This window comes from Streptococcus sp. 10F2, from assembly GCF_054331515.2.
In genome coordinates this window covers 14,449-34,756 of the sequence record NZ_JBTGGE020000010.1, presented here as the reverse complement: position 1 = coordinate 34,756, position 20,308 = coordinate 14,449, and the positions used below count along the sequence as shown (strand labels likewise).

The following is a 20,308-nucleotide window of genomic DNA, read 5'->3' as shown; positions in this document are numbered from 1 at the left end:
TCAATCAGGATTTCTTTCTTAGTTGGCTGATAAAGAATCCATCCGTCCCAAATAACTCGGGTGTGATTAGAAGACAGCCATCTACCATCATCTCTGTCTTAGGATGAACTAAGGAAACCTGTTCAAAATCAGGATGCCCTTCTAAAAACTTTTGGATAACTTGTTGGTTTTCTTTTGAAAAAATTGTACAAGTACTATACGTTATTATACCACCTTCCGCCAAGGTTTGACAAACACTATCCAAAATCTGCAATTGGATTTCTTGGAGACTCTCAAGATCTTCGTGACTCTTTCGATAACGAATATCGGGTTTCCGACGCAGAAGACCGATTCCAGAACAAGGGGCATCTACTAAGATTTTGTCAAAACTATCTTTAGGAAAGACCTTGTGAACCTCACGTGCATCCAACCGCTTTGTCTGAATACGTTCAGATAGCCCCAAACGTTCTGCATTTTCTTGGATAAGGGCCAACTTATGATCGTAAAGATCTAAAGCAATAACTTGGCCACTCTCTAAATAACTAGCTATATGAGTGGTCTTCCCTCCTGGGGCACTACAAGCATCTAAAATCCTTTCCCAACCTTCAATTCCTAGGGTAGGAGCTACCAATTGGCTAGATTCATCCTGAATGGTCACACGGCCTTCGCGAAAAGCTTGAGTGGCTGCAAATTGTCCGCTTTCTTTCACAAGCCCAACTGGGGAAATAGCTGAATCCTTAGCACTCAATAACTCTTTTAGGTCCTCTTTTTCAGATGGATCTTGCACACGTAAACTTGCCCTATTCTTCCAAAGTAAGCTTTGCATAATGGCTTCCCCACGTTCTAACCCATACTCATCGATGAGGCTACGAACTAACCAAACAGGGAGAGAATAACGAACAGATAAGCGTTTATTCAGCCGTTTAATGGTATCTGGATTTGGTAAACCCTCCTTCTCTATCCGTCTTAAAATAGCATTAACATACCCACCTGCAGCAGGATGTAGCCGTTTCTTAACAAGTTCCACTGCTTGGTGGATAGCTGCCCGATTTGGTATTTTATCCAAATAAATCATCTGATAAAGAGTCATTAATAAGATTGGATAGATAGGGGAATCCAATTGATCACGGTCTTCTATAAAGAACGATAGATACCATTCAAGTGTAATTTTCCGTGTCAAAGTACCATAGACAAGTTCTGTTACCAGAGACTTATCCGCTTGCGACAAAGAACTCTTCTGTAAAGCCTTGTGCAAGGCAAGGTTCGCATACGCCTCATTTTCAAGAACGGATTGTAAAATATCTAAACTTAGAGAACGTGCTGAAATCTGTTTACTCAAATTGATCTCCTACTTTGACTTCTCGACCAACTCCATTCAGAAAATCTTGAATGGGCATGGCTGCCTTTCCAAACGGCTGTACCTGTTCCAAGGACAGAACTCCTTCTCCTGTTCCTACATGCAAAGATTTTTTATCTCGATGAATCACCTGACCTGCCGGACCGCTCCCTTCAACGACTGTCACTTGCTGAATTTTCATACGTTTGCCTTGCCAATAAACATGAGCAACTGGCCACGGATACATTCCCCTTACCTGATTAAATAAGGCAGTAGCCGATTTATTCCAATCCAAACGCTCTTCCTCCGGTTTAATATTTGGTGAAAAAGTCACTTGTGCAGAATCTTGTGCTTGAGGCTGGATCTCCCCCTTAACATAAGCTTCCAGTTTTTCTAGGAGCAAATCACGTCCCAAAATCGCCAACTTCTCAAACAGTGTTCCAACATTATCCTGTTCCTCAATCGAAAGAGAAGCTTGTGCAATCATATCACCCGCGTCCATTTCCTTAACCATTTCCATCAAGGTAACGCCTGCTTTTTCATCCCCATTGATTAAAGCATAGTGGATAGGAGCCCCACCCCGATATTTCGGAAGAAGAGAAGCGTGAACATTCACTGCAAAGTCATAAGTATCTAAGAGTCTAGTCGGCAAGAATTGTCCAAAAGCAGCTGTCACAATCCCATCTGCATCAAGATTCATCAATTCCTCCATTTCAGGAGAACCTGAAAGTTTCTCAGGTTGATAAATCGGAAGATTGTGAGCTAGAGCTAGCTCTTTTACAGGTGTTTGTTTTAATTCCTTTTTCCGACCAACGAGCCGATCGGGCTGGGTTACAACCGCTTGTATTTGAAAACGCTGATCTCCTAATAGCCCTTCTAAGACCGTTGCCGCAAAGGCTGGAGTTCCCATAAAAATTACTTTCATATCTAAATCCTTTTCTTACTGTGGTTCATGATCGATTGTCAGCCGAACTTGTTGAAATTCCTTGGTTTGACTAATCTCTAAAATCCGATTTAAAACACCCTCAAGAGCTGGCTCTTGGCGATATTTTAACATTAATTGATAATGGTAGAGGTTATGTGTGCGACTAATCGTGGAGGGGGTTGGCCCTAGTATAATAGCACTGGGGCTAAGTACCTGTTGAAGGGTCCCCAAAGCTTGATAGGCAATTTTTTCAACAATTTTAGGATCCTTGTGTGAAAAATGAAGAGCCACTGTATAAAAATATGGTGGATAACCCGCCATCTTACGAATCCCCATTTCCTCTCGGTAGAAGCCTTCGTAATCCTGATTAGAAGCATACTGGATAGCATAATGTTCCGGATTAAACGTTTGTAAAAAAACACGTCCCGGCTTGGTTGCCCTTCCTGCTCGTCCTGCCACCTGCGTTAACAACTGAAAGGTCCGTTCTGCTGCCCGAAAATTCGGTAAGTGAATACCAGTGTCTGCATTTAACACCCCTACCAAGGTAACATTTGGAAAATCCAAGCCCTTGGCAATCATTTGAGTTCCCAATAAAATATCAGCTTCTCCTCTGCCAAACTGAGCAAGAAGCTTCTCATGACTCCCTTTTTTACGGGTTGTATCCACATCCATACGAAGTACCCGTGCCTCGGGTAAAACCTCTAACAGCTCTTTCTCCGCTTTCTCTGTACCAGTTCCGTAATAATGAATCTCTTGACTTTGACAACTTGGACAGACTTGAGGAATCCCTTTTCGAAAATCACAGTAATGGCAATTCATAGTCCGTGTAGACATATGAAGAGTTAAAGAAATATCGCAATTGGGACACGTATCAACTTCGCCACAAACTCGACACATCATAAAGCTAGAGAAGCCACGACGATTCAACATCAGCACAGCCTGCTCTCCTCGATTCAAGGTTTGCTGCAATGCTTCTAACAATGGAGGGCTGATATTTTTATCTTCTTTAGCCGTACGATATTCCCGAAGATCGATGATTTCTACTGTTGGTATCTGTGCATCCGGATTAGCCCTCTGTGTCAAAGCTACAAAATCATACACGCCTTTAGAAGCTCGCGCTCGTGACTCCAAACTCGGAGTCGCAGAACCTAAAACTAGTGCCGCTTGATGATACTGAGCTCTCAAAATAGCTACATCCCGTGCATGGTAGCGCGGATTATTATCCTGCTTGTAGCTGGCTTCATGTTCCTCATCAACAATGATAACACCAATATTCTTTAGAGGAGCAAAGATTGCCGAGCGAGCACCAATAACAACTCTTGCCTGACCATGAGTAATCTTCCACCACTCATCATACTTCTCACCTGCAGACAAGCCCGAATGAAGAATAGCTACTTCCTGTCCAAATCTCCCAATAAATCCCTTAGTCATCTGCGGGGTTAGAGAAATTTCAGGCACCAGCACAATGGCATTTTTGCCTTTTTCTAATACTTGTTCAATAACTTGTAGATAAACTTCTGTTTTCCCACTCCCCGTTATCCCCTCTAAAAGAACCGGTTGTGTTTTAGCTTCTCCGACATGGGATAAAATCTTTCTTTTAGCTTCATCTTGTTGGGCATTTAGCACTGGTGGTTCTGTTGGCTGAACACCTTCAAAAAAGCTGGCTGAACGGGAAATACTTTTCTCAATTATCTCAATAGCCCCAACTTCGCCTAAATACTTACTAATAGCACTAGAAAATTCTTTATTAAAATCCGTAAGTCGTCCTTCTTCAGGATTCTGTAACAAATAGTCTCTTGCCGCTAGGCGCCGTTTGGCCTGTTTTGTGATTTCTAAATTTTCTAAAACCTCTGGCACAGGTCGATACCATTTTTCATATTTGAGAGTCGCTTGATCTAGTGCTAAATACTTCACCTCGACTTGTTTTTGAGCAACTAATAATTGGACCTCACCCAGTTCCTCTCGGCTCATTTTGGATGCCCGCTTTCCTTCTCCATTTGGAAACAAACGCTCCCTAATGTCTGGAGCTAGCCCCTCTATTGGCTGATAGTACTTATCATACTGAGATTGGAGTAAGCTGGGCATCATGGTTTTTAGAAGTTGAATTTTAAAAGAAAAAACCTGATGGCGCAGTTGTTCGACCAGCCATAGCTGTTCCTCTGTCAATACCGGTTCCTCATCCAGTACCTCTACAATATCCTTGATTTCATACTCTTGCGTTGCTGGTACATCCTTGGCAATCACCACTCCTTGGATTAAACGATTCCCTAATCCAAATGGCACATGGACCCGCACACCGACCTGTATTTTTGCTTGTAAATCCTTTGGTACAGCATAGGTGAAAGGATAATCTGTTTGACCTGTTGGAACATCAACAATGACATGGATCCACATATTTCCTCCTTAAAAACTTAAAAAGGGAGACCATGGGATCTTCATCATTTAATCTTCCCATAGGCTCCCTCATTTGTAGACTCTAAGACAAGTAGCACACCTGCAAGCTTAGATTTTGCCACCTTCTTCTTTTTCTTTGGCAATTTGTTCTTTGATTTTCTTTTCTTCTTCTTCCTGACGTTGGCGTTCAATTTCTGCCTTAACGCGAACCAATTCTCGCTTAGCTTCTGGATCAGGATGAATAATCACATTGCCTGCTTCAATTTCTTCCAAAGCACGAAGGGTTGACTTAACAGATTTAAAATCCTGGGTTGCTTCTGCACCTGCCTCTAATTCATGAGCTCTTTTAGCTTCAAGAATAACAAGTGAATATTTAGATGGCACCTTGTCAAGCAGGGTGTCAATAGAGGGTTTCAACATCATAATTTAGATACCTTTTTCTAATGAATTAACGAACGGTTGCAGTCTCACAAACCATATCCTGGTAGTGACCAATCACCCGATCTACACGAAAATGCTCTGCTTCGATAACTCTTTTAACGCGCTCTGCCGCTAAAGAAACTTCATCATTTACGATCGCATAATCATACTCTCGCATCAGTGCAATTTCTTCCTTCGCCTTTTCAATGCGTTGCGCAATCACATCAGCCGAATCTGTTCCACGACCAACTAGGCGTCCCTGCAATTCATCGAGATCAGGCGGAGTCAAGAAGATAAAGACCGCATCAGGCACTTTTTGTTTAACTTGGAGAGCCCCTTGTACCTCAATTTCTAGGAAAACATCAATTCCTTTATCTAAGGTCTCATTTACATAGTTAAGGGGTGTTCCGTAATAATTACCGACATACTCTGCATATTCCAACATCTGACCTTGACGGATTAATTCCTCAAACTCTTCACGAGTTCGGAAAAAGTAGTCCACACCATCGACCTCTCCGGGTCTCTGCTCTCTGGTGGTCATGGATACAGAATACTGAAATTGATTCTCTGAACTTTCAAAAATCTCTCGTCTAACAGTCCCTTTTCCTACACCGGATGGGCCTGAAAAAACTATTAATAAGCCACGATCAGCCATGAATTCTCCTTCATTGTCTTTAGAGTCTAGTCTACCAAAAAAGACTTCCTTTTTCAACCAATTTTCTCGCTAGGAAAGGGAAAAGCCCCGCTTCTTTTCGAAGCAAGGACTTTTTAAAAATCATTTTGCAAACTCGATTGCACGTGTTTCGCGAATAACGGTAACCTTGATATTACCAGGGTACTCCAAGTTATTTTCGATTTTTTCACGAATCTTGTGAGCCAATACCGTCATCTGATCATCTTTGAGTCTAGTTGGGTTGACCATCACTCGGATTTCCCGACCTGCTTGCAAGGCAAAGCTCGATTGAACACCTTCAAATTCAGTAGCAATGTCTTCTAAATCACGCAAGCGTTGGATATAGTTCTCTAAGGACTCACTACGAGCTCCTGGTCGAGCAGCACTCAAGGCATCTGCAGCAGCAACAATAACAGCGATAACAGAAGTCGGTTCCACATCACCATGGTGACTGGCAATCGTATTAATAACAACCGGATGTTCTTTATACTTACGAGCTAATTCGGTTCCAATCTCTACGTGGCTACCTTCAATTTCACGGTCAATCGCTTTTCCTAGGTCATGTAGGAAGCCAGCGCGACGAGCTAGAGTTGGATTTTCTCCTAGCTCACTAGCAATAATCCCCGATAGCTTAGCCACTTCAATGGAATGACGTAAGACATTCTGTCCATAAGATGTTCTAAATTGCAAACGTCCCATCATTTTCATCAAATCTGGGTGCAAATTAGGTGCGCCAATTTCATAGGCCGCATTCTCACCATATTCACGAATTCGTTGATCCATTTCCAAACGATTCTTCTCAACTAATTCCTCAATACGAGCGGGATGAATACGTCCATCCTTAATCAAAGCCTCCATAGTCATCCGAGCAATTTCACGGCGAATCGGATCAAATCCTGAAAGCACTACGACTTCTGGAGTATCATCAATTAAAACATCAATCCCTGTCAAACTTTCAAAAGTACGAATATTGCGACCTTCACGACCAATAATACGTCCCTTCATATTGTCATCGGGTAAATGAACGATTGCATTGGTCTGATCTGAAACAAATTCTCCAGCCATTCGCTGCATAGCCTGAGCTAAGATGTCCTTAGCGACCTTGTTCGAGCGCTCCTTGATTTCCCACTCAGCTTCTCGTACGCGATTGGCAATTTCAGAAGTTAACTTCACTTCAGTCTCCTCTAAAATAATCATTTTAGCCTGTTCCGGCGTCAAACTTGCAATACGCTCCAACTCTGCTCGCCCTTCTTCTTCAAGGGCAGCAACACGTTCCTGACGTGCATCAATTTGTTTAGATTGTTCATCAAGAGATTGTTCCTTTTGATCCAACAACTCTTCTTTTCGAGTCAACTTTTCGTCTTTCCGATCTAAGTTGCCTTCACGTTGAGCCAAGCGGCTCTCGGTTTCTTTAAGCTCTTGACGTTCCGTTTTGAATTCCGCGGCTACATCTTCTCGATATTTCCGAGCTTCTTCTTTTGCCTCTAGCAAAGCTTCTTTTCTAAGGGCCTTGACTTCACGATTTGCCTCTTTCACAAGGGATTTAGCTTCTCGTTCCGCCTGACCACGAACAGTTGTCGCTTCTTGCTCAGCATTTAAAAGTGCTAACTCTGCCGCCTCCTGCTTTTTAGCAGCTGCTTTTAGAGCAATCACACTTCCAACTCCTAAACCAATGATGACGGCAAAAACAAACAATCCAATTGTTACCATGTTTTCACCTCATATTTTTATCGTGAATGTTTCGTTACATTCTTTATTATTTTATCACAAATGGCTTTTTTATTGTGAAAATTTGTGAAAAATACCATTGCGGAGTTCCACCAATAGAAAAATGGTACTGGAACAGAGATTCATGAGGACCTTCCGTCCTCGCTCACAAACGCATGAAAACTAAGCAATGAAAACCCAGAAATACACGTTTTATTTTTACCCAGTCTCTTTGTGAGCGATGAATTACTGACTCTGAATGTTCTTAAAAAAACAAATGCTAGCTACAAATACTCCAATAGGATACACTTTTATCATAGGGGCGAGGTAGAGATTACTTCTAAATCTTGTGCAGCTATTAATAGCTATCAAGCCATGATTGCCATTTGTATTTTACATGGATCATTCACCAGCACTCGCTCAAAGCATGGGCAGCAATGGTTTGAGATAACTCCGAATTTTGCTTAAAATCCTTACGGGAGCTGTTCATTTTCGTATAAGAACTTTTCTGTACAATCTTGTTCCCTATAAGTCTATAGTTCAAAATGAATTCTTTAAGTGATTGAATCAAAAAATGTGAGACATTCTTATGAAATGCAAACCCTTTTTATTTAAGCCAATCAACCACTATGTCAAAACAATTTCTATATATAGAAAAAGACCGGGATTTTTCCCAGCCTCATTTCCCTTAATAATCTAGGTTATCAGCTCCACCAGGTGCATTTCCCACATAATATCCTGTCTTAGCATTGATACTAAAGAGATAGGTTCCATCCGGTTTAAAGAGGTTAAAATAACCATTTCCATTAATAATATTTACACGTTCGAGAATATATTGATTCCCTACAATATGGCCATCTCGTCTAGCGTCATCCAAAATCCGCTCAAGAATACCTGGAGTAAAGAACCAAGCAGGGTTTTCAGTATCCACTAATTTTGTAGGATCATAAGGAACTCGACTTAGCTCCCGCTGAATCTTAATTCCCCAATCAATATATCCCCCTCCTGCTGGTACCACTGGGGTCGCTTCCGCCGGAGCTACGACCATAGCTGGATAAGACTGACCTCCTGGTGAAATGGTCGTTGTAGCAGGTGCAACAACCTGGGCAGAATCTACTGGTGCAGTAGGAGCTGGTACTGTCGGTGTCGTAACTTCAGGTGCTACAACTGCAGGTGCTGCAACTTCAGGTGTGACTGCTCCAGCAGCACTGTTATTGGCAGTCTGAGGCGCTAGAGCTGCTACTGCTTCCTGCCGTCCTTTTTCCAAACCTTGCTTAATCAATTCATTCAGTTTTTCATTACCACTATCGATATCCCCGAAAGTCGCATTTGCCTTAGGCTTAGCATCTGTTTTAATCTCACCATCTACTAAGACTGGAGATTCAAACTGCGCATTTAGATCCTGAATAGCAGAGATTTCTTTTGACAACTTATCATAGGCTTCCTTAGCCTTATCATATTCCTTAGTACCTTTTAATTTATTTAAGGCTTCTTGCAATTTAGGTAAATCACCAAAGGAACTGTTTTTTAAAGCAGTCTTTTCAGTTGAAAGATAAAAACTATCCAACAGTGTATTAAAGGACTTTAAGTTCTCCTCCACCGTTTTTTCATCCTGACTTGAACTGGAAGAGGATTTTTTAGTAGAAGAAGAGGAAGAAGAAACTGTTTTCTGTGAAGTTTGCTGCGATTGTTGCAAAAGCGCATAACTAGTTCCACCTAAAACCAGAATTGCTAAGGCAGCAGCAGATGAATAAATAAACAATTTTTTCTTATAAAACGGAACTTTAGCAGCAATCTCGGAATCTTCGTCCTTAGCCAGCTGACTCTCTGCGCTTACCGCATCTGCTTCTGGAATTACCCCAGCATCAGCAGAAGCACTAGCAAGCGCTTCTTCCTCTGCAACAACCATCGGAATCTCATCAAAGACAGCTGTCTTCTCCAAATCTGCTGAATCCATATTTCCCGTAGGGATAGCTTGACTATCAAAGGTCGTTGCCACCTTAATCAAAGATTCAGAAACAATGGCTTCATTAACTACCTTTGCCGCTTCAGACAGATCAATGGTTTGAGTATCAAATTTTGCTTCTTGGATTTTCGCTTTATTTTGCTTGATGTACTTATCAAGTGCGTTATCAGTCGGAACAATACCAGCTTTCGTCTCTGCATTCCTTCTCGCTGCTTCAGCAACTGTCATATCACGAGCTTGCTCTAAATCCAAAATGCTCTCATTATCTGAATTTGTCGGAATTCCATCTTTCTTCGACATCTCTACCTCCTCACGCTTGGGAACCACTATCCGATCGTCTCACACGTTCCCCATAATATTGGTAATAATCAACTCTTAGAGTTCCATTATACAATTTTCTCTTCTTATCCGCTAGGCTTCCATACTTCTCTTCGAACTGACCATCACTGGTTAGAATGAACTTACTCCAAGTTCTAAGTAGTGCAAAAGTCTCCCCCATCTCCTGGTACAAACGAGATACGCCCTCATCATCCATTAGACGCTCTCCGTAAGGCGGATTGGAGATAACCACTCCATTGATAAGATCTGTCTGAAAGTCTTGCAATCGCATTTGTTTAAAAGTTATATGGGAAAGGACACCCGCTCTTTTGGCATTTTCTCGAGCTAACTCCACCATTCTGCCATCAATATCAGAAGCCATAATGCTTAGCTCTACATCATCTTTCTGAGCTGCTAACGCCGCCTCTTTTAATTGGCGCCAAAGTTCTTGATCAATCCATGGCCAGCTTTCAAAAGCAAAAGAACGACGCAAACCCGGAGCTATATTTAAGGCTTTCATAGCTGCCTCAATGACAATAGTCCCTGATCCACAAGTAGGATCTAAAAGAGGCTTATCTGGAAACCAGTTTGATAAATTCACCAAAGCTGCCGCCATATTTTCTTTCAGAGGTGCCCCTCCTTTATCTGTACGGTAGCCCCGCTTAAAGAGACTATCTCCGCTAGTGTCCAACATGATTGTCACTTGATCCTTTCGGATAGAGACCTCAATTGAAAAAACAGGACCAGATTCCGGCAAAGGAACACCATCTGGTCGGGCATAAACTTTCTGCATTTTACGAACTACCGCTTTTTTGGTGATGGCCTGCACACTAGGTTCATTGTGCAACTTGGAACGTACACATCGAGCCTTAGAAACAGGAAACTGGACACCGAGAGGTAGGTAGTCTTGCCAGTCAATAGCAAAAACTCCTTGATAAAGTTCTTCGAAAGTCTTTGCTGGAAACTGCCCTAACACTAATTTTACGCGATCAGCAGTCCGCAACCAAAGATTTGCTTTCATAAGTTCTTCTTGCTTTCCTTGAAAACGAACTTTTCCGTTTTCAACCTGACACTCCATCCCTAAGTCCCGAAGTTCTCGGCCAACTAAGGCCTCCAAACCTGCAGCTGCAGTTGCAACCATTTGAAATTCTTTTTTCATCTTATTCCTCTATACAAAAAGCTAGCATACGCTAGCTACCTATGTGTAATTCTCTATAAGCCATGTTCTGTTCCGGAAATAACTAGGTCTTATTTCCTTCGATAATCATCTGTCTACCGGAATACCGGTCAGGATGCTCCGTTCGGATTCCAGGCATCCCATGCCCCGACCAAAATTTGGGTTGCTAGCTTGAGGGGTTTACCGCGTTCCACTTTTTCTGTTTCCAGAAAAACTACGTCACTGTGGCACTTTCAGATCTATTCAAACATATCCAAAGACTTAGCTCTTTCGATCGCCGTAACGATTTCTCGTCCCTAGGCTTATGGATTCGCCTAGCACAAACACTACCAGCATCACAGCTGGTGCTAGCATGGACTTTCCTCATACCTGACAAGCAGATATGCGATTATCCGAAAACTACACTGTTCTCTTCGATTATAAACCTCTTTCAGCAATTTGCTTGCCGAATACTTCCTTCTCCAAACGATTCAAACGACGTAAAATATCATAATTAGACACAGACATAGCCTGTTCTTTAGGTAAGGCTGTCTGTGCATAGGACGGTTGAACTTGCGGTTGAACCTGCGCTTGAATCTGAGGTTGCTCTACTGGTTTTGCAGTATTTTTTTTCAATTTCTGATTCTCTTGCTGCAATTCCTTAACAAGAGCTGCATAGGTTTCATAGTCTTTTATAATATCATCTAAAAATTCATCAACTTCTTCTTTATTATAACCTCTTACAGCTGTCTTGAAATCTTTGTCAAAAATATCTTTCGAGGTATACTTAATACTGGCCATCTCTCTCTCCGTTCTGATTTATAAATCTAATTATATAAAATATTTGTTTCTTTTAGCAAGGGTTAGCCTTTATCTTTTGAAAAATTTTCTGCTTCTTCGTTTAATTCGTAAAAACCTAACATTTGTAAGGGGATTCCTTTTTCTTGCACAGCTTCTTTTAGATATTTTAAATTTGTTGGCTTTTCTTCATCATAGAGTAATACTACTTCTTGGGCATGTCTCAGAAGTAAATCTTGATAAGCTTTCAACTGTCCTGGGTTTTCATAATGTTCATAAGCGGTGGCTACATAATCTAGCTGTTTAAACCGCATTAAGACCTCTTGATTAGCTTCGTTCCAATTTTTTCCTTGATCTTGAAAGCAAAATACACACGCCATCTGAAAATCATATCCTTCTTGCCGAAGCTCCTCCAAAACATCTAAGGACCACGCATCAAAACCTAATTGTCCACGAAAAACAATATAATCAATGCCTTGGTCTAGATAACGTTGATAAGTACGTTTGAGAAGACTCTTGATAATGGGGATACGGGGATCTTTGGGAGCAAATAAACCTAAATCAAAACTAGTATATCCTGCTGCTAAGAGTGTCGCCATTTTTAACCGTCTCTCTTTCTAAAGTGTGGTATAATGGATGGGTGTAATGTTGTAAAGGAAGATATATGGTACAATACCCATCTAAGCTCGCAGGACATCGTCTCGCTCATAGAAGCCAGTCGCAAGGCAAAACGAATTTTGCCAACCGTGGAATGTCCTTCGAAAAAATGCTCAACGAGACTAATTCCTATTATCTCATAAAAGGCATGGCAGTCATTCATAAAAAGCCAACTCCTGTTCAAATTGTAAAAGTTGACTATCCACAAAGGAGTCGCGCTAAAATTGTAGAAGCCTATTTTAGACAGGCTTCTACAACAGACTACTCTGGTGTTTATAAGGGTCATTACATTGATTTTGAGGCCAAAGAAACTCGACAAAAAACAGCAATGCCTCTTAAAAACTTCCATCCCCATCAAATAGAGCATATGGGACAGGTACTTGAGCAGGACGGAATTTGTTTTGCACTCTTACACTTTTCAACATTGCAAGAGACATATCTGCTACCAGCAGAAGCCCTCATTCAAAGTTTCCAAGAACATTGGAAATCCCTTCCTATAGAGTTTATTCGGGAAAAAGGTTACCTCATTACTTTAGGAGCCTTTCCCAGCGTACCCTATTTGGAAATTATTGAAGAACATTTAATAGGTGGTAATTCTAAATGAAGAATTTTTCATGGTCCAGATTGGGCAAAATGATTGCTCTCGGACTGGTCTCGCTCTTTTTAACACTTGTTGCACTTGGAGGAATCGTTTTTGCTTATTTTGCAATTACTTCTCCAACCCTTTCAGAAGAAGAGCTGATTGCAACAACTTCGTCCAAGATCTATGACAATCAAAATAACTTGATTGCGGACTTAGGATCTGAGAAGCGTGAAAATGCTTCACCAGAAGAAATTCCTGTTGAACTAGTTAATGCCATTGTTGCGATTGAAGACCACCGCTTCTTTGATCACCGTGGAATAGATTCCATTCGGATTGGCGGTGCCGCTTTAAACAATCTAGTTTCCAGCAGCCGGCAGGGTGGTTCAACTTTGACGCAACAATTAATCAAACTAACCTACTTTTCAACTGCTGCCTCAGATCAAACGCTTAGTCGTAAAGCTCGCGAAGCTTGGTTGGCTATGCAGTTAGAACAACAGGCAACTAAGCAAGAAATTTTGACCTACTACATTAATAAGGTCTATATGTCTAATGGAAACTACGGGATGAAAACCGCAGCCCAAAGTTATTATGGTAAGGAATTAAAAGATCTGAGTCTTCCTCAATTAGCTCTATTGGCTGGTATGCCTCAAGCACCAAACCAATATGATCCTTATTCCAATCCAGAAGCTGCTTTGGAACGGCGAAATCTTGTTCTAAGTGAAATGAAAGAAATGAATTACATTTCTGCTGAACAATACGAACAAGCGATCAATACCCCAATCACAGATGGACTTCAAAGTTTACGTCGTACAGAAAGTTACCCAGCTTATCTCGACAACTACCTCAAACAAGTTATTGAACAAGTTGAACAGGAGACTGGTAATAATCTTTTGACAACTGGTATGGAAGTGTATACCAATGTTGACATTGAAGCACAACAACAACTTTGGAACATCTACAACACATACGACTACGTTGCTTATCCAGATGACGAGATGCAAGTGGCTTCAACTATTGTCGATGTAAGCAATGGTAGAGTTGTGGCTCAATTAGGTGGACGAAATCAATCCAACAACGTTTCCTTCGGTACCAACCAAGCGGTTGAAACAAACCGTGACTTCGGTTCTTCTATGAAACCTATCACAGATTATGCACCTGCTATTGAATATGGAATTTATGATTCCACTGGTGCCTATGTCTATGATACACCTTACGATTATCCTGGTAGCAATACACCCGTATTTGACTATGACCGTCGTTTCCTCGGTACCATTACCTTGCAATATGCCATCCAAGATTCACGAAATGTCCCAGCCGTTAGAGCTTTGGAAGCTGTTGGATTAGAAGATTCCCTCCAATTCCTTAACGGTCTAGGCATCAATTATCCTGATATGGTTTACGCAAATGCTATCTCAAGTAATACAACGATCTCCGATCGTCAATATGGCGCAAGCTCTGAAAAAATGGCTGCAGCCTATGCTGCCTTTGCTAATGGTGGAACCTACTACAAACCTCAGTACGTTAACCGAGTCGTTTATCAAGATGGAACTTCTCAAGATCTAACGGATAAAGGAAATCGTGCCATGTCTGAGCAAACTGCCTACATGATCACAGATATGTTAAAAACCGTTCTAACTCATAATACCGGTCGTAATGCTGCAATCGCAGGCCTCTACCAAGCTGGTAAAACTGGTACTTCAAACTATGGCGACGATGAGGTTGCCAAACTTACCCGTTCAACAGCTGGTTCTTACATTGCTGCTCCCGATGAATTATTTGTAGGCTATTCACCACAATATGCAATGGCTGTTTGGACTGGTTATAACAATCGCTTTACTCCAGTCCTTGATGATGGAATCGATGTGGCAACAAGTGTTTATCGTAATATGATGACCTTCCTCCATCCAAATGGAAATGATGACTTCCCAATGCCTAGTGGGTTATACCGCAGTGGAAGCTACATCTTCAAAAATGGTGCGGACACATCCAACGCTGCACGTGGAACAAGACAGGTACCAAATTACAATTCAAACTATGGGGAAGATGAAGAAGATGATTTTACTACTTCAAATTCTAGTTCAAACATCTTAAGTTCCTCTTCTTCAAATGATACTACAACCTCCTCGTCTACTACAGTGAATGATGTATTCCCAAATCCAAATACTCTTCCTTCTTCCAACGGGAATACTGGAACAACAACCAATAGTCAAAATCAATTTGGATTTGAATAATCTGAAAATCCCTGAGTTCTCTAACTCAGGGATTTTTCACTTTCTTTGATTATTTCCAGAAATCATCAAAAACTGTAATTGGCAAATGGCGTTTGTGCTCAGATTTAAACCACAGTTCTTCGATCCTTGCTCGCACTGAATCTGCGACCACTCTACCTTCTAAGTAATTATCAATAGCTTGATAGGAAACACCAAGCGCTTGTTCGTCTGCTAAAAGAGGTTTTTCTTCTTCAAGATCAGCCGTTGGTACCTTTTCATAAAGTCGTGCTGGGGCATTTAAAGCTTGCAAAAGCTGACGGCCTTGACGTTTATTTAAACGATACAAGGGTAGAATATCTGCCGCTCCATCGCCAAACTTAGTGAAGAAGCCCGTCAAATTTTCAGCAGCATGATCCGTCCCAATAACAGCACCCTTCTGAGCTCCAGCAATCGCATACTGGACCTGCATACGTGCTCTAGCTTTCACATTCCCTTTATTGAAATCGGAAATCTTTTGTCCTGCTTCTTGTAAGCTCAAAACTAAGGCATCAACACTCGCTTTAATATTGACCGTTAAGACCTGATCAGCCTGGATAAATTCTAAAGCTGCTTGAGCATCAGCTTCATCTAATTGCTGGCCATAAGGCAGACGGACTGCGATAAATTGATAGCTAGTGTCTCCAGTTTCCTCACGCAATTCCTCAATCGCCATCTGAGCCAGACGCCCAGCTAGAGTAGAATCCTGACCTCCAGAAATCCCTAAAACATAGGATTTCAGGAAGGGATTCTTCAAGAGATACTCTTTCAATAAATCCATACTCCGACGGATTTCTACTTGGGGATCAATCTCTGCTTTCACCCCTAGTGCTTGGATAATCCTTTCTTGTAAAGTCATGCATCGACTCCTTCTTCTAAAGCTTGACGGCGGACCTTTTCAATCAAGTTCATCTTGTTTTCCCAAACATCACGTGCCAAATCTACCGGATAATCTTGAGGATTTAAAACCCGCTTATACTCATCCCATAAATTGTCAAAGGCTGTACGTGCATGATGCTGGATGTCCACTAAACTAGGAGACTGATAGCTGAGCTGACCAGCATCATAAATTGTAACCAACATAGGAACAGCTTCAAAATCCCGAACCTTCTTATTAATATAAGTATAAGTTGGATGGAACATATCCAATTCCTCCAACTGATTGACGTCTTGGTCTGCAAAGCTAATATAATCACCTTCTGATTTGCCTTTAGCCCGACTCGTAATCCGCCATACCTGCTTTTTACCTGGGGTTGATACCTTTTCCGCATTACTGGAAAGCTTGATAGTATCATGCATTTGTCCCATCTCATCTTCAATAGAGACAATCTTATAAACTGCACCTAGAGCAGGCTGGTCATAAGCTGTAATAAGTTTCGTTCCGACCCCCCAAACATCAATTTTTGCCTTTTGCATCTTGAGATTGAGGATCGTCGTCTCATCTAAATCATTGGAGGCATAAATTTTCGCCTCAGTATAACCTGCATCATCTAGCTGTTGGCGCACTTTTTTTGAAATGTAAGCAATATCCCCTGAATCAATCCGAACTCCTAAGAAATTGATCTGATCTCCCATTTCCTTGGCTACCCGAATAGCTGCAGGAACACCTAGCCGAAGCGTATCGTATGTATCAACTAAAAAAACACAGTCGCGATGGGTTTGGGCATAAGCTTTAAAAGCTTGATAATCATTGCCGTAGACTTGAACAAGTGAATGGGCATGCGTTCCAAGAACAGGAATGGCAAACCGTTTTCCAGCACGAACATTACTGGTTCCAGAAGCGCCCCCAATAAAGGCGGCTCGGGTTCCCCAAATGGCCGCATCCATTTCCTGCGCTCGCCGAGTTCCAAACTCTAATAAGGGCTCGTCTCCAATAACGGACTTAATACGAGCCGCTTTCGTTGCGATTAACGTCTGGTAATTAATAATATTAAGCAAGGCCGTTTCTACCAACTGGCATTGAGCTAAAGGTCCTTCAATCTGCATTAGAGGCTCATTAGCAAAAACCAAGTCTCCCTCCTGAACAGAGCGTACCGTCAATGCTAGACGGAAATCCGCAAGGTAGCTGAGAAAATCTTCATTATAACCTTGGGCTCGGAGATAATCTAAATCAGACTCTGTAAAACGTAAATTCTCTAGGTACTGAATCACCCGCTCCAAACCAGCAAAAACCGCATAACCATTTTTAAAAGGCAATTTACGGAAATATAACTCAAACACAGACCGTTTGTTATGAATACCTTGTTCAAAGTAGACCTGCATCATATTAATTTGATACAAATCCGTGTGCAAGGTTAAGCTATCATCTGGATACATATAGACTCCTTCAAAAATACTAGTCCTATTATACCATATGACGGAAACTGGAAAAAGATGATCATTTTCTGCTTATTTTCAGAAAAAACAAAAAGGCTGGAAAACCCAGCCTTCAAACTTACTGTTCTGAAATATATTTATAGACCTGCTGTCCTGCTATAGCGCCATCTCCAACGGCAGTAGTAATTTGACGAAGATCTTTTTGACGAACATCACCAATAGCATAGATACCTTCTACACTCGTTCTCATTTCCTTATCTGTTGGAATCCAACCATTTTCATCTGTGATGCCTAAATCTTTTACAAAATCACTGACCGCGTCTAAACCAACATAAATAAAGACAGCTCCAAAAGCTTCTTCGGTCACCAAGCCAGTTTTGACATTTTCCAAAACAACACTTTGAACTTTGCGATCATCACCTTTGATTTCCTTGACAACTGTATCCCAGATGAAACGGATTTTTTCATTAGCAAAGGCTCGATCTTGTAGAATTTTCTGAGCACGAAGCTCATCGCGACGGTGAACAATCGTCACTGTTTTTCCCATTTGCGCTAAGAACAAAGCCTCTTCCACAGCTGAGTCTCCACCACCGACTACTAGGATATCTTCACCACGGAAAAATGCTCCATCACAGACCGCACAGTAAGAAACACCGCGACTATTGTACTCTGCTTCACCAGGAACTCCCAAGTGACGGTGCGCAGATCCCGTTGCCACAACAATCGTTTTGGCTTGGAAATCACCGGAATCTGTATGAATCACCTTATGATCCTCTTTATTCTCAATCGATTCAACCATTCCAAAAATATACTCCACTCCGAAGCCTTCCAATGGTTGGAACATTTGATCTGCCAATTCCGGACCAGAAATTTTGGCAAAACCTGGATAGTTTTCAATATCTGCGGTATTATTCATCTGACCTCCAGGAATCCCACGCTCTAAGAGACCAACCTTGAGATTACCCCTAGCTGCATAAAGAGCAGCTGTCATTCCAGCTGGGCCAGCTCCAATAATAATCGTATCGTACATAGACTTACTCCTTAGAATTCTTCTACTGTCATTATAGACCCCTATGTCTCCAATTTCAAGAAAAGCGACCTAGAAGACAATCAAGAGAGCCATAACTGCAAAGGAAAAAATCGGAACTACTAAACAAGAAGTAATCAAAACTTCATGTCGCATTTGCCGCCTCGTATTCCCCTTAGCCACCCCACGAACATAGAAAACCAATCCTATCAGAAAGGTAGCTGCACTTGTCAGCAATAAACTTTGAAAATAGAGAGTCAACATTTGTGCCAGCATTCTTAGACATCCTCTTCTCTACGGTAATTCGCCAAGAAATCTTTAGTCCGTTCCTGCTTAGGATGATGAAAAATCTGATCCGGTGTTCCCTCTTCGATAATTTTTCCTTTTTCTAAGAATAAAACCCGATCAGCTACTTGCTCAACAAAGGCCATATCATGACTAACCAAAATCATTGTTTGCCCGTCCTGAGCAGCCTGGCTAATCGCCTTCTCTACTTCACGAACCAACTCTGGATCCAAAGCAGAAGTCGGTTCATCTAGTAAAAGAACACTCGGTTTCATAGCCAAGGCACGAGCTAGACCAACTCGCTGTTTTTGCCCGCCTGAAAGTTGTTTCGGATACTGATCAACCTTATCTGCCAATCCAACCTTAGTTAGTTCCTTGAGAGCCAAATCCTTAGCCTTTGGTAGGGGCATTTTTTTTACCTGGACTAACCCTTCCATTACATTTTCCAAAACTGTCCGTCTCGAGAAAAGATTAAATTGTTGAAAGACCATCGATAAGCTCTGACGAAGAGCCAAAATATCTTCCTTACTAGCAGTTTTAACATCTAACAACTTATCATCAATTTGAATGGTTCCGGCATCAGCATTTTCCAAAAAGTTAAGGCTCCGTAGAAACGTTGACTTCCCCGCCCCTGAAGAACCAATCAGAGCAATGACTTCCCCTTGATGGATGTCTACATCTAGCTTGTCCAAGACAATCTGTTTGCCGAATTTTTTACTTAATCCTTTAATGGTAATCATCTAAGACCTCCTACTCATCGCCAATTGCTAGACGACGTTCCCACCAACGACCGAACTGCTCAATCAAAATGCTGACAGCCCAATAAACAAGTGAGACTGAAATAAAGCGTTCAAAATAGCGATAATCCGCCCCACCTAAAATTTGAGCCTGGGCAAAGATTTCAACAACTCCTGCATTAAATGCCAAAGATGTTCCTTTCGTCAAACCGATTAAATTGTTAATCAAGGTCGGAAGAGCAATGACAGCTGCGTTGGGGAAGACAACTCGACGATAAACTTGCTGTTCTGTCATTCCTAAACTACGTGCTGCCTCCATTTCACCAGGATCTACAGCTAAGATCGCTGCACGAATGGTCTCACTGGCATAAGCGGCCTCATTAAAGGCAAAAGCTACAACCGCAAAGACTGCTGCAGGGATTGCGTTAATATTCCAGTCTGTTCCCAAATTCTGGTTTAAAGCCTTCAAAAGAAGGGGAATCCCGTAGTAAGTCAGCATGAGTTGCACCAAAATTGGCGTTCCCCGTAAAAAACTAACAAAAACAGCTTGAATTGGGTACAAAATCCGAATCCGACGAATCTTAACCAGTGCGAATAAAATCGCTAAAAATAAACCAAAAATGGATCCTGCAAGCGTTAATCCAAGAGTAATCGGGAGACGTTCTAAAATTCTTGGAAGTCCATCAAACACCGCTCTCAAACTAAACAATTGACCATCTGGCAAACTGTTCATTAAATTTTCGTAAAAAGTTACTCCTAGGTTAGGAATCATATACTACCTCTTA

General features: G+C 41.6%; 18 protein-coding genes and 1 other RNA gene. 2 read left to right on the top strand and 17 right to left on the bottom strand.

Annotated elements, in window-relative coordinates; genetic code table 11:
• Positions 1-4: 4 nt before the first annotated feature.
• The 11 genes from rsmB to ACXM1Q_RS03535 all read right to left on the bottom strand — a co-directional run bounded on the left by rsmB (position 5) and on the right by ACXM1Q_RS03535 (position 12,271).
• Positions 5-1,318 carry a 16S rRNA (cytosine(967)-C(5))-methyltransferase RsmB gene (gene rsmB / locus ACXM1Q_RS03585; protein WP_458516246.1) on the bottom strand — a complete coding sequence of 438 codons (1,314 nt, stop codon included), beginning with the start codon at positions 1,316-1,318 and terminating at the stop codon, positions 5-7.
• Positions 1,311-2,240 (bottom strand): methionyl-tRNA formyltransferase, encoded by a 930-nt coding sequence (fmt, locus tag ACXM1Q_RS03580; protein ID WP_458516244.1) that lies wholly within the window; start codon positions 2,238-2,240, stop codon positions 1,311-1,313. The genes rsmB and fmt overlap by 8 nt, the downstream gene beginning before the upstream one ends.
• A gap of 15 nt (positions 2,241-2,255) precedes the next feature.
• The gene (locus ACXM1Q_RS03575; RefSeq protein ID WP_458516242.1) at positions 2,256-4,634 is read right to left on the bottom strand and encodes a primosomal protein N'; all 2,379 of its coding nucleotides are present in this window, start codon (positions 4,632-4,634) and stop codon (positions 2,256-2,258) included.
• A 108-nt stretch (positions 4,635-4,742) separates the two neighbouring features.
• Positions 4,743-5,057 carry a DNA-directed RNA polymerase subunit omega gene (rpoZ, locus tag ACXM1Q_RS03570; RefSeq protein WP_458516240.1) on the bottom strand — a complete coding sequence of 105 codons (315 nt, stop codon included), beginning with the start codon at positions 5,055-5,057 and terminating at the stop codon, positions 4,743-4,745.
• Positions 5,058-5,082: 25 nt separating this feature from the next.
• Entirely contained in the window at positions 5,083-5,709 is a 627-nt protein-coding gene (gene gmk / locus ACXM1Q_RS03565) for a guanylate kinase (RefSeq protein ID WP_135035925.1), read from the bottom strand.
• A gap of 120 nt (positions 5,710-5,829) precedes the next feature.
• Positions 5,830-7,437 (bottom strand): ribonuclease Y, encoded by a 1,608-nt coding sequence (locus ACXM1Q_RS03560; RefSeq protein ID WP_458516238.1) that lies wholly within the window; start codon positions 7,435-7,437, stop codon positions 5,830-5,832.
• 685 nt (positions 7,438-8,122) lie between these two features.
• Positions 8,123-9,700, bottom strand: a complete 1,578-nt coding sequence (locus ACXM1Q_RS03555) for a cell division site-positioning protein MapZ family protein (protein WP_458516236.1) — start codon at positions 9,698-9,700, stop codon at positions 8,123-8,125.
• Positions 9,701-9,710: 10 nt separating this feature from the next.
• Entirely contained in the window at positions 9,711-10,877 is a 1,167-nt protein-coding gene (locus tag ACXM1Q_RS03550; protein WP_458516234.1) for a THUMP domain-containing class I SAM-dependent RNA methyltransferase, read from the bottom strand.
• 51 nt (positions 10,878-10,928) lie between these two features.
• Positions 10,929-11,295, bottom strand: an RNA gene (gene rnpB, locus ACXM1Q_RS03545) — RNase P RNA component class B.
• Positions 11,296-11,312: 17 nt separating this feature from the next.
• On the bottom strand, positions 11,313-11,675 hold the full coding sequence (gene gpsB / locus ACXM1Q_RS03540) for a cell division regulator GpsB (RefSeq protein ID WP_135035937.1): 363 nt from the start codon (positions 11,673-11,675) through the stop codon (positions 11,313-11,315).
• A 62-nt stretch (positions 11,676-11,737) separates the two neighbouring features.
• A complete protein-coding gene (locus ACXM1Q_RS03535; protein WP_458516231.1) occupies positions 11,738-12,271 on the bottom strand; it encodes an SLOG family protein in 534 nt (177 codons plus the stop codon).
• A 65-nt stretch (positions 12,272-12,336) separates the two neighbouring features.
• Here ACXM1Q_RS03535 and recU point away from each other — a divergent pair, with 65 nt between their 5' ends.
• Positions 12,337-12,933: a Holliday junction resolvase RecU gene (gene recU, locus ACXM1Q_RS03530; RefSeq protein ID WP_458516229.1), complete on the top strand. Its 597-nt coding sequence runs from the start codon at positions 12,337-12,339 to the stop codon at positions 12,931-12,933.
• Entirely contained in the window at positions 12,930-15,143 is a 2,214-nt protein-coding gene (gene pbp1a, locus ACXM1Q_RS03525) for a penicillin-binding protein PBP1A (RefSeq protein ID WP_458516227.1), read from the top strand. The genes recU and pbp1a overlap by 4 nt, the downstream gene beginning before the upstream one ends.
• Before the next feature lie 49 nt (positions 15,144-15,192).
• On the opposite strand, the gene nadE is transcribed toward pbp1a, so the two are convergent.
• From nadE to ACXM1Q_RS03495, 6 genes are all read right to left on the bottom strand, one after another.
• The gene (gene nadE / locus ACXM1Q_RS03520; protein WP_458516225.1) at positions 15,193-16,017 is read right to left on the bottom strand and encodes an ammonia-dependent NAD(+) synthetase; all 825 of its coding nucleotides are present in this window, start codon (positions 16,015-16,017) and stop codon (positions 15,193-15,195) included.
• Entirely contained in the window at positions 16,014-17,474 is a 1,461-nt protein-coding gene (locus ACXM1Q_RS03515) for a nicotinate phosphoribosyltransferase (RefSeq protein ID WP_135035952.1), read from the bottom strand. The genes nadE and ACXM1Q_RS03515 overlap by 4 nt, the downstream gene beginning before the upstream one ends.
• A gap of 118 nt (positions 17,475-17,592) precedes the next feature.
• Positions 17,593-18,504 carry a thioredoxin-disulfide reductase gene (gene trxB / locus ACXM1Q_RS03510; RefSeq protein ID WP_458516223.1) on the bottom strand — a complete coding sequence of 304 codons (912 nt, stop codon included), beginning with the start codon at positions 18,502-18,504 and terminating at the stop codon, positions 17,593-17,595.
• Between the two features lie 69 nt (positions 18,505-18,573).
• Positions 18,574-18,777 carry a DUF4059 family protein gene (locus ACXM1Q_RS03505; protein ID WP_135035958.1) on the bottom strand — a complete coding sequence of 68 codons (204 nt, stop codon included), beginning with the start codon at positions 18,775-18,777 and terminating at the stop codon, positions 18,574-18,576.
• Between the two features lie 2 nt (positions 18,778-18,779).
• A complete protein-coding gene (locus tag ACXM1Q_RS03500; protein ID WP_458516220.1) occupies positions 18,780-19,526 on the bottom strand; it encodes an amino acid ABC transporter ATP-binding protein in 747 nt (248 codons plus the stop codon).
• 10 nt (positions 19,527-19,536) lie between these two features.
• Positions 19,537-20,295: an amino acid ABC transporter permease gene (locus ACXM1Q_RS03495; RefSeq protein WP_458516218.1), complete on the bottom strand. Its 759-nt coding sequence runs from the start codon at positions 20,293-20,295 to the stop codon at positions 19,537-19,539.
• Positions 20,296-20,308 lie beyond the last annotated feature (13 nt).

Bases quoted from the DNA above. Each gene is read 5' to 3' on its own strand.
- pbp1a (WP_458516227.1), top strand. From the start codon at position 12,930: ATGAAGAATTTTTCATGGTCCAGATTGGGCAAAATGATTGCTCTCGGA.
- ACXM1Q_RS03535 (WP_458516231.1), bottom strand. From the start codon at position 12,271: ATGGCGACACTCTTAGCAGCAGGATATACTAGTTTTGATTTAGGTTTA.
- nadE (WP_458516225.1), bottom strand. From the start codon at position 16,017: ATGACTTTACAAGAAAGGATTATCCAAGCACTAGGGGTGAAAGCAGAG.
- fmt (WP_458516244.1), bottom strand. From the start codon at position 2,240: ATGAAAGTAATTTTTATGGGAACTCCAGCCTTTGCGGCAACGGTCTTA.
- ACXM1Q_RS03515 (WP_135035952.1), bottom strand. From the start codon at position 17,474: ATGTATCCAGATGATAGCTTAACCTTGCACACGGATTTGTATCAAATT.
- ACXM1Q_RS03550 (WP_458516234.1), bottom strand. From the start codon at position 10,877: ATGAAAAAAGAATTTCAAATGGTTGCAACTGCAGCTGCAGGTTTGGAG.
- ACXM1Q_RS03495 (WP_458516218.1), bottom strand. From the start codon at position 20,295: ATGATTCCTAACCTAGGAGTAACTTTTTACGAAAATTTAATGAACAGT.
- recU (WP_458516229.1), top strand. From the start codon at position 12,337: ATGGTACAATACCCATCTAAGCTCGCAGGACATCGTCTCGCTCATAGA.
- ACXM1Q_RS03500 (WP_458516220.1), bottom strand. From the start codon at position 19,526: ATGATTACCATTAAAGGATTAAGTAAAAAATTCGGCAAACAGATTGTC.
- ACXM1Q_RS03505 (WP_135035958.1), bottom strand. From the start codon at position 18,777: ATGCTGGCACAAATGTTGACTCTCTATTTTCAAAGTTTATTGCTGACA.
- gpsB (WP_135035937.1), bottom strand. From the start codon at position 11,675: ATGGCCAGTATTAAGTATACCTCGAAAGATATTTTTGACAAAGATTTC.
- gmk (WP_135035925.1), bottom strand. From the start codon at position 5,709: ATGGCTGATCGTGGCTTATTAATAGTTTTTTCAGGCCCATCCGGTGTA.
- trxB (WP_458516223.1), bottom strand. From the start codon at position 18,504: ATGTACGATACGATTATTATTGGAGCTGGCCCAGCTGGAATGACAGCT.
- ACXM1Q_RS03560 (WP_458516238.1), bottom strand. From the start codon at position 7,437: ATGGTAACAATTGGATTGTTTGTTTTTGCCGTCATCATTGGTTTAGGA.
- ACXM1Q_RS03575 (WP_458516242.1), bottom strand. From the start codon at position 4,634: ATGTGGATCCATGTCATTGTTGATGTTCCAACAGGTCAAACAGATTAT.
- rpoZ (WP_458516240.1), bottom strand. From the start codon at position 5,057: ATGATGTTGAAACCCTCTATTGACACCCTGCTTGACAAGGTGCCATCT.
- ACXM1Q_RS03555 (WP_458516236.1), bottom strand. From the start codon at position 9,700: ATGTCGAAGAAAGATGGAATTCCGACAAATTCAGATAATGAGAGCATT.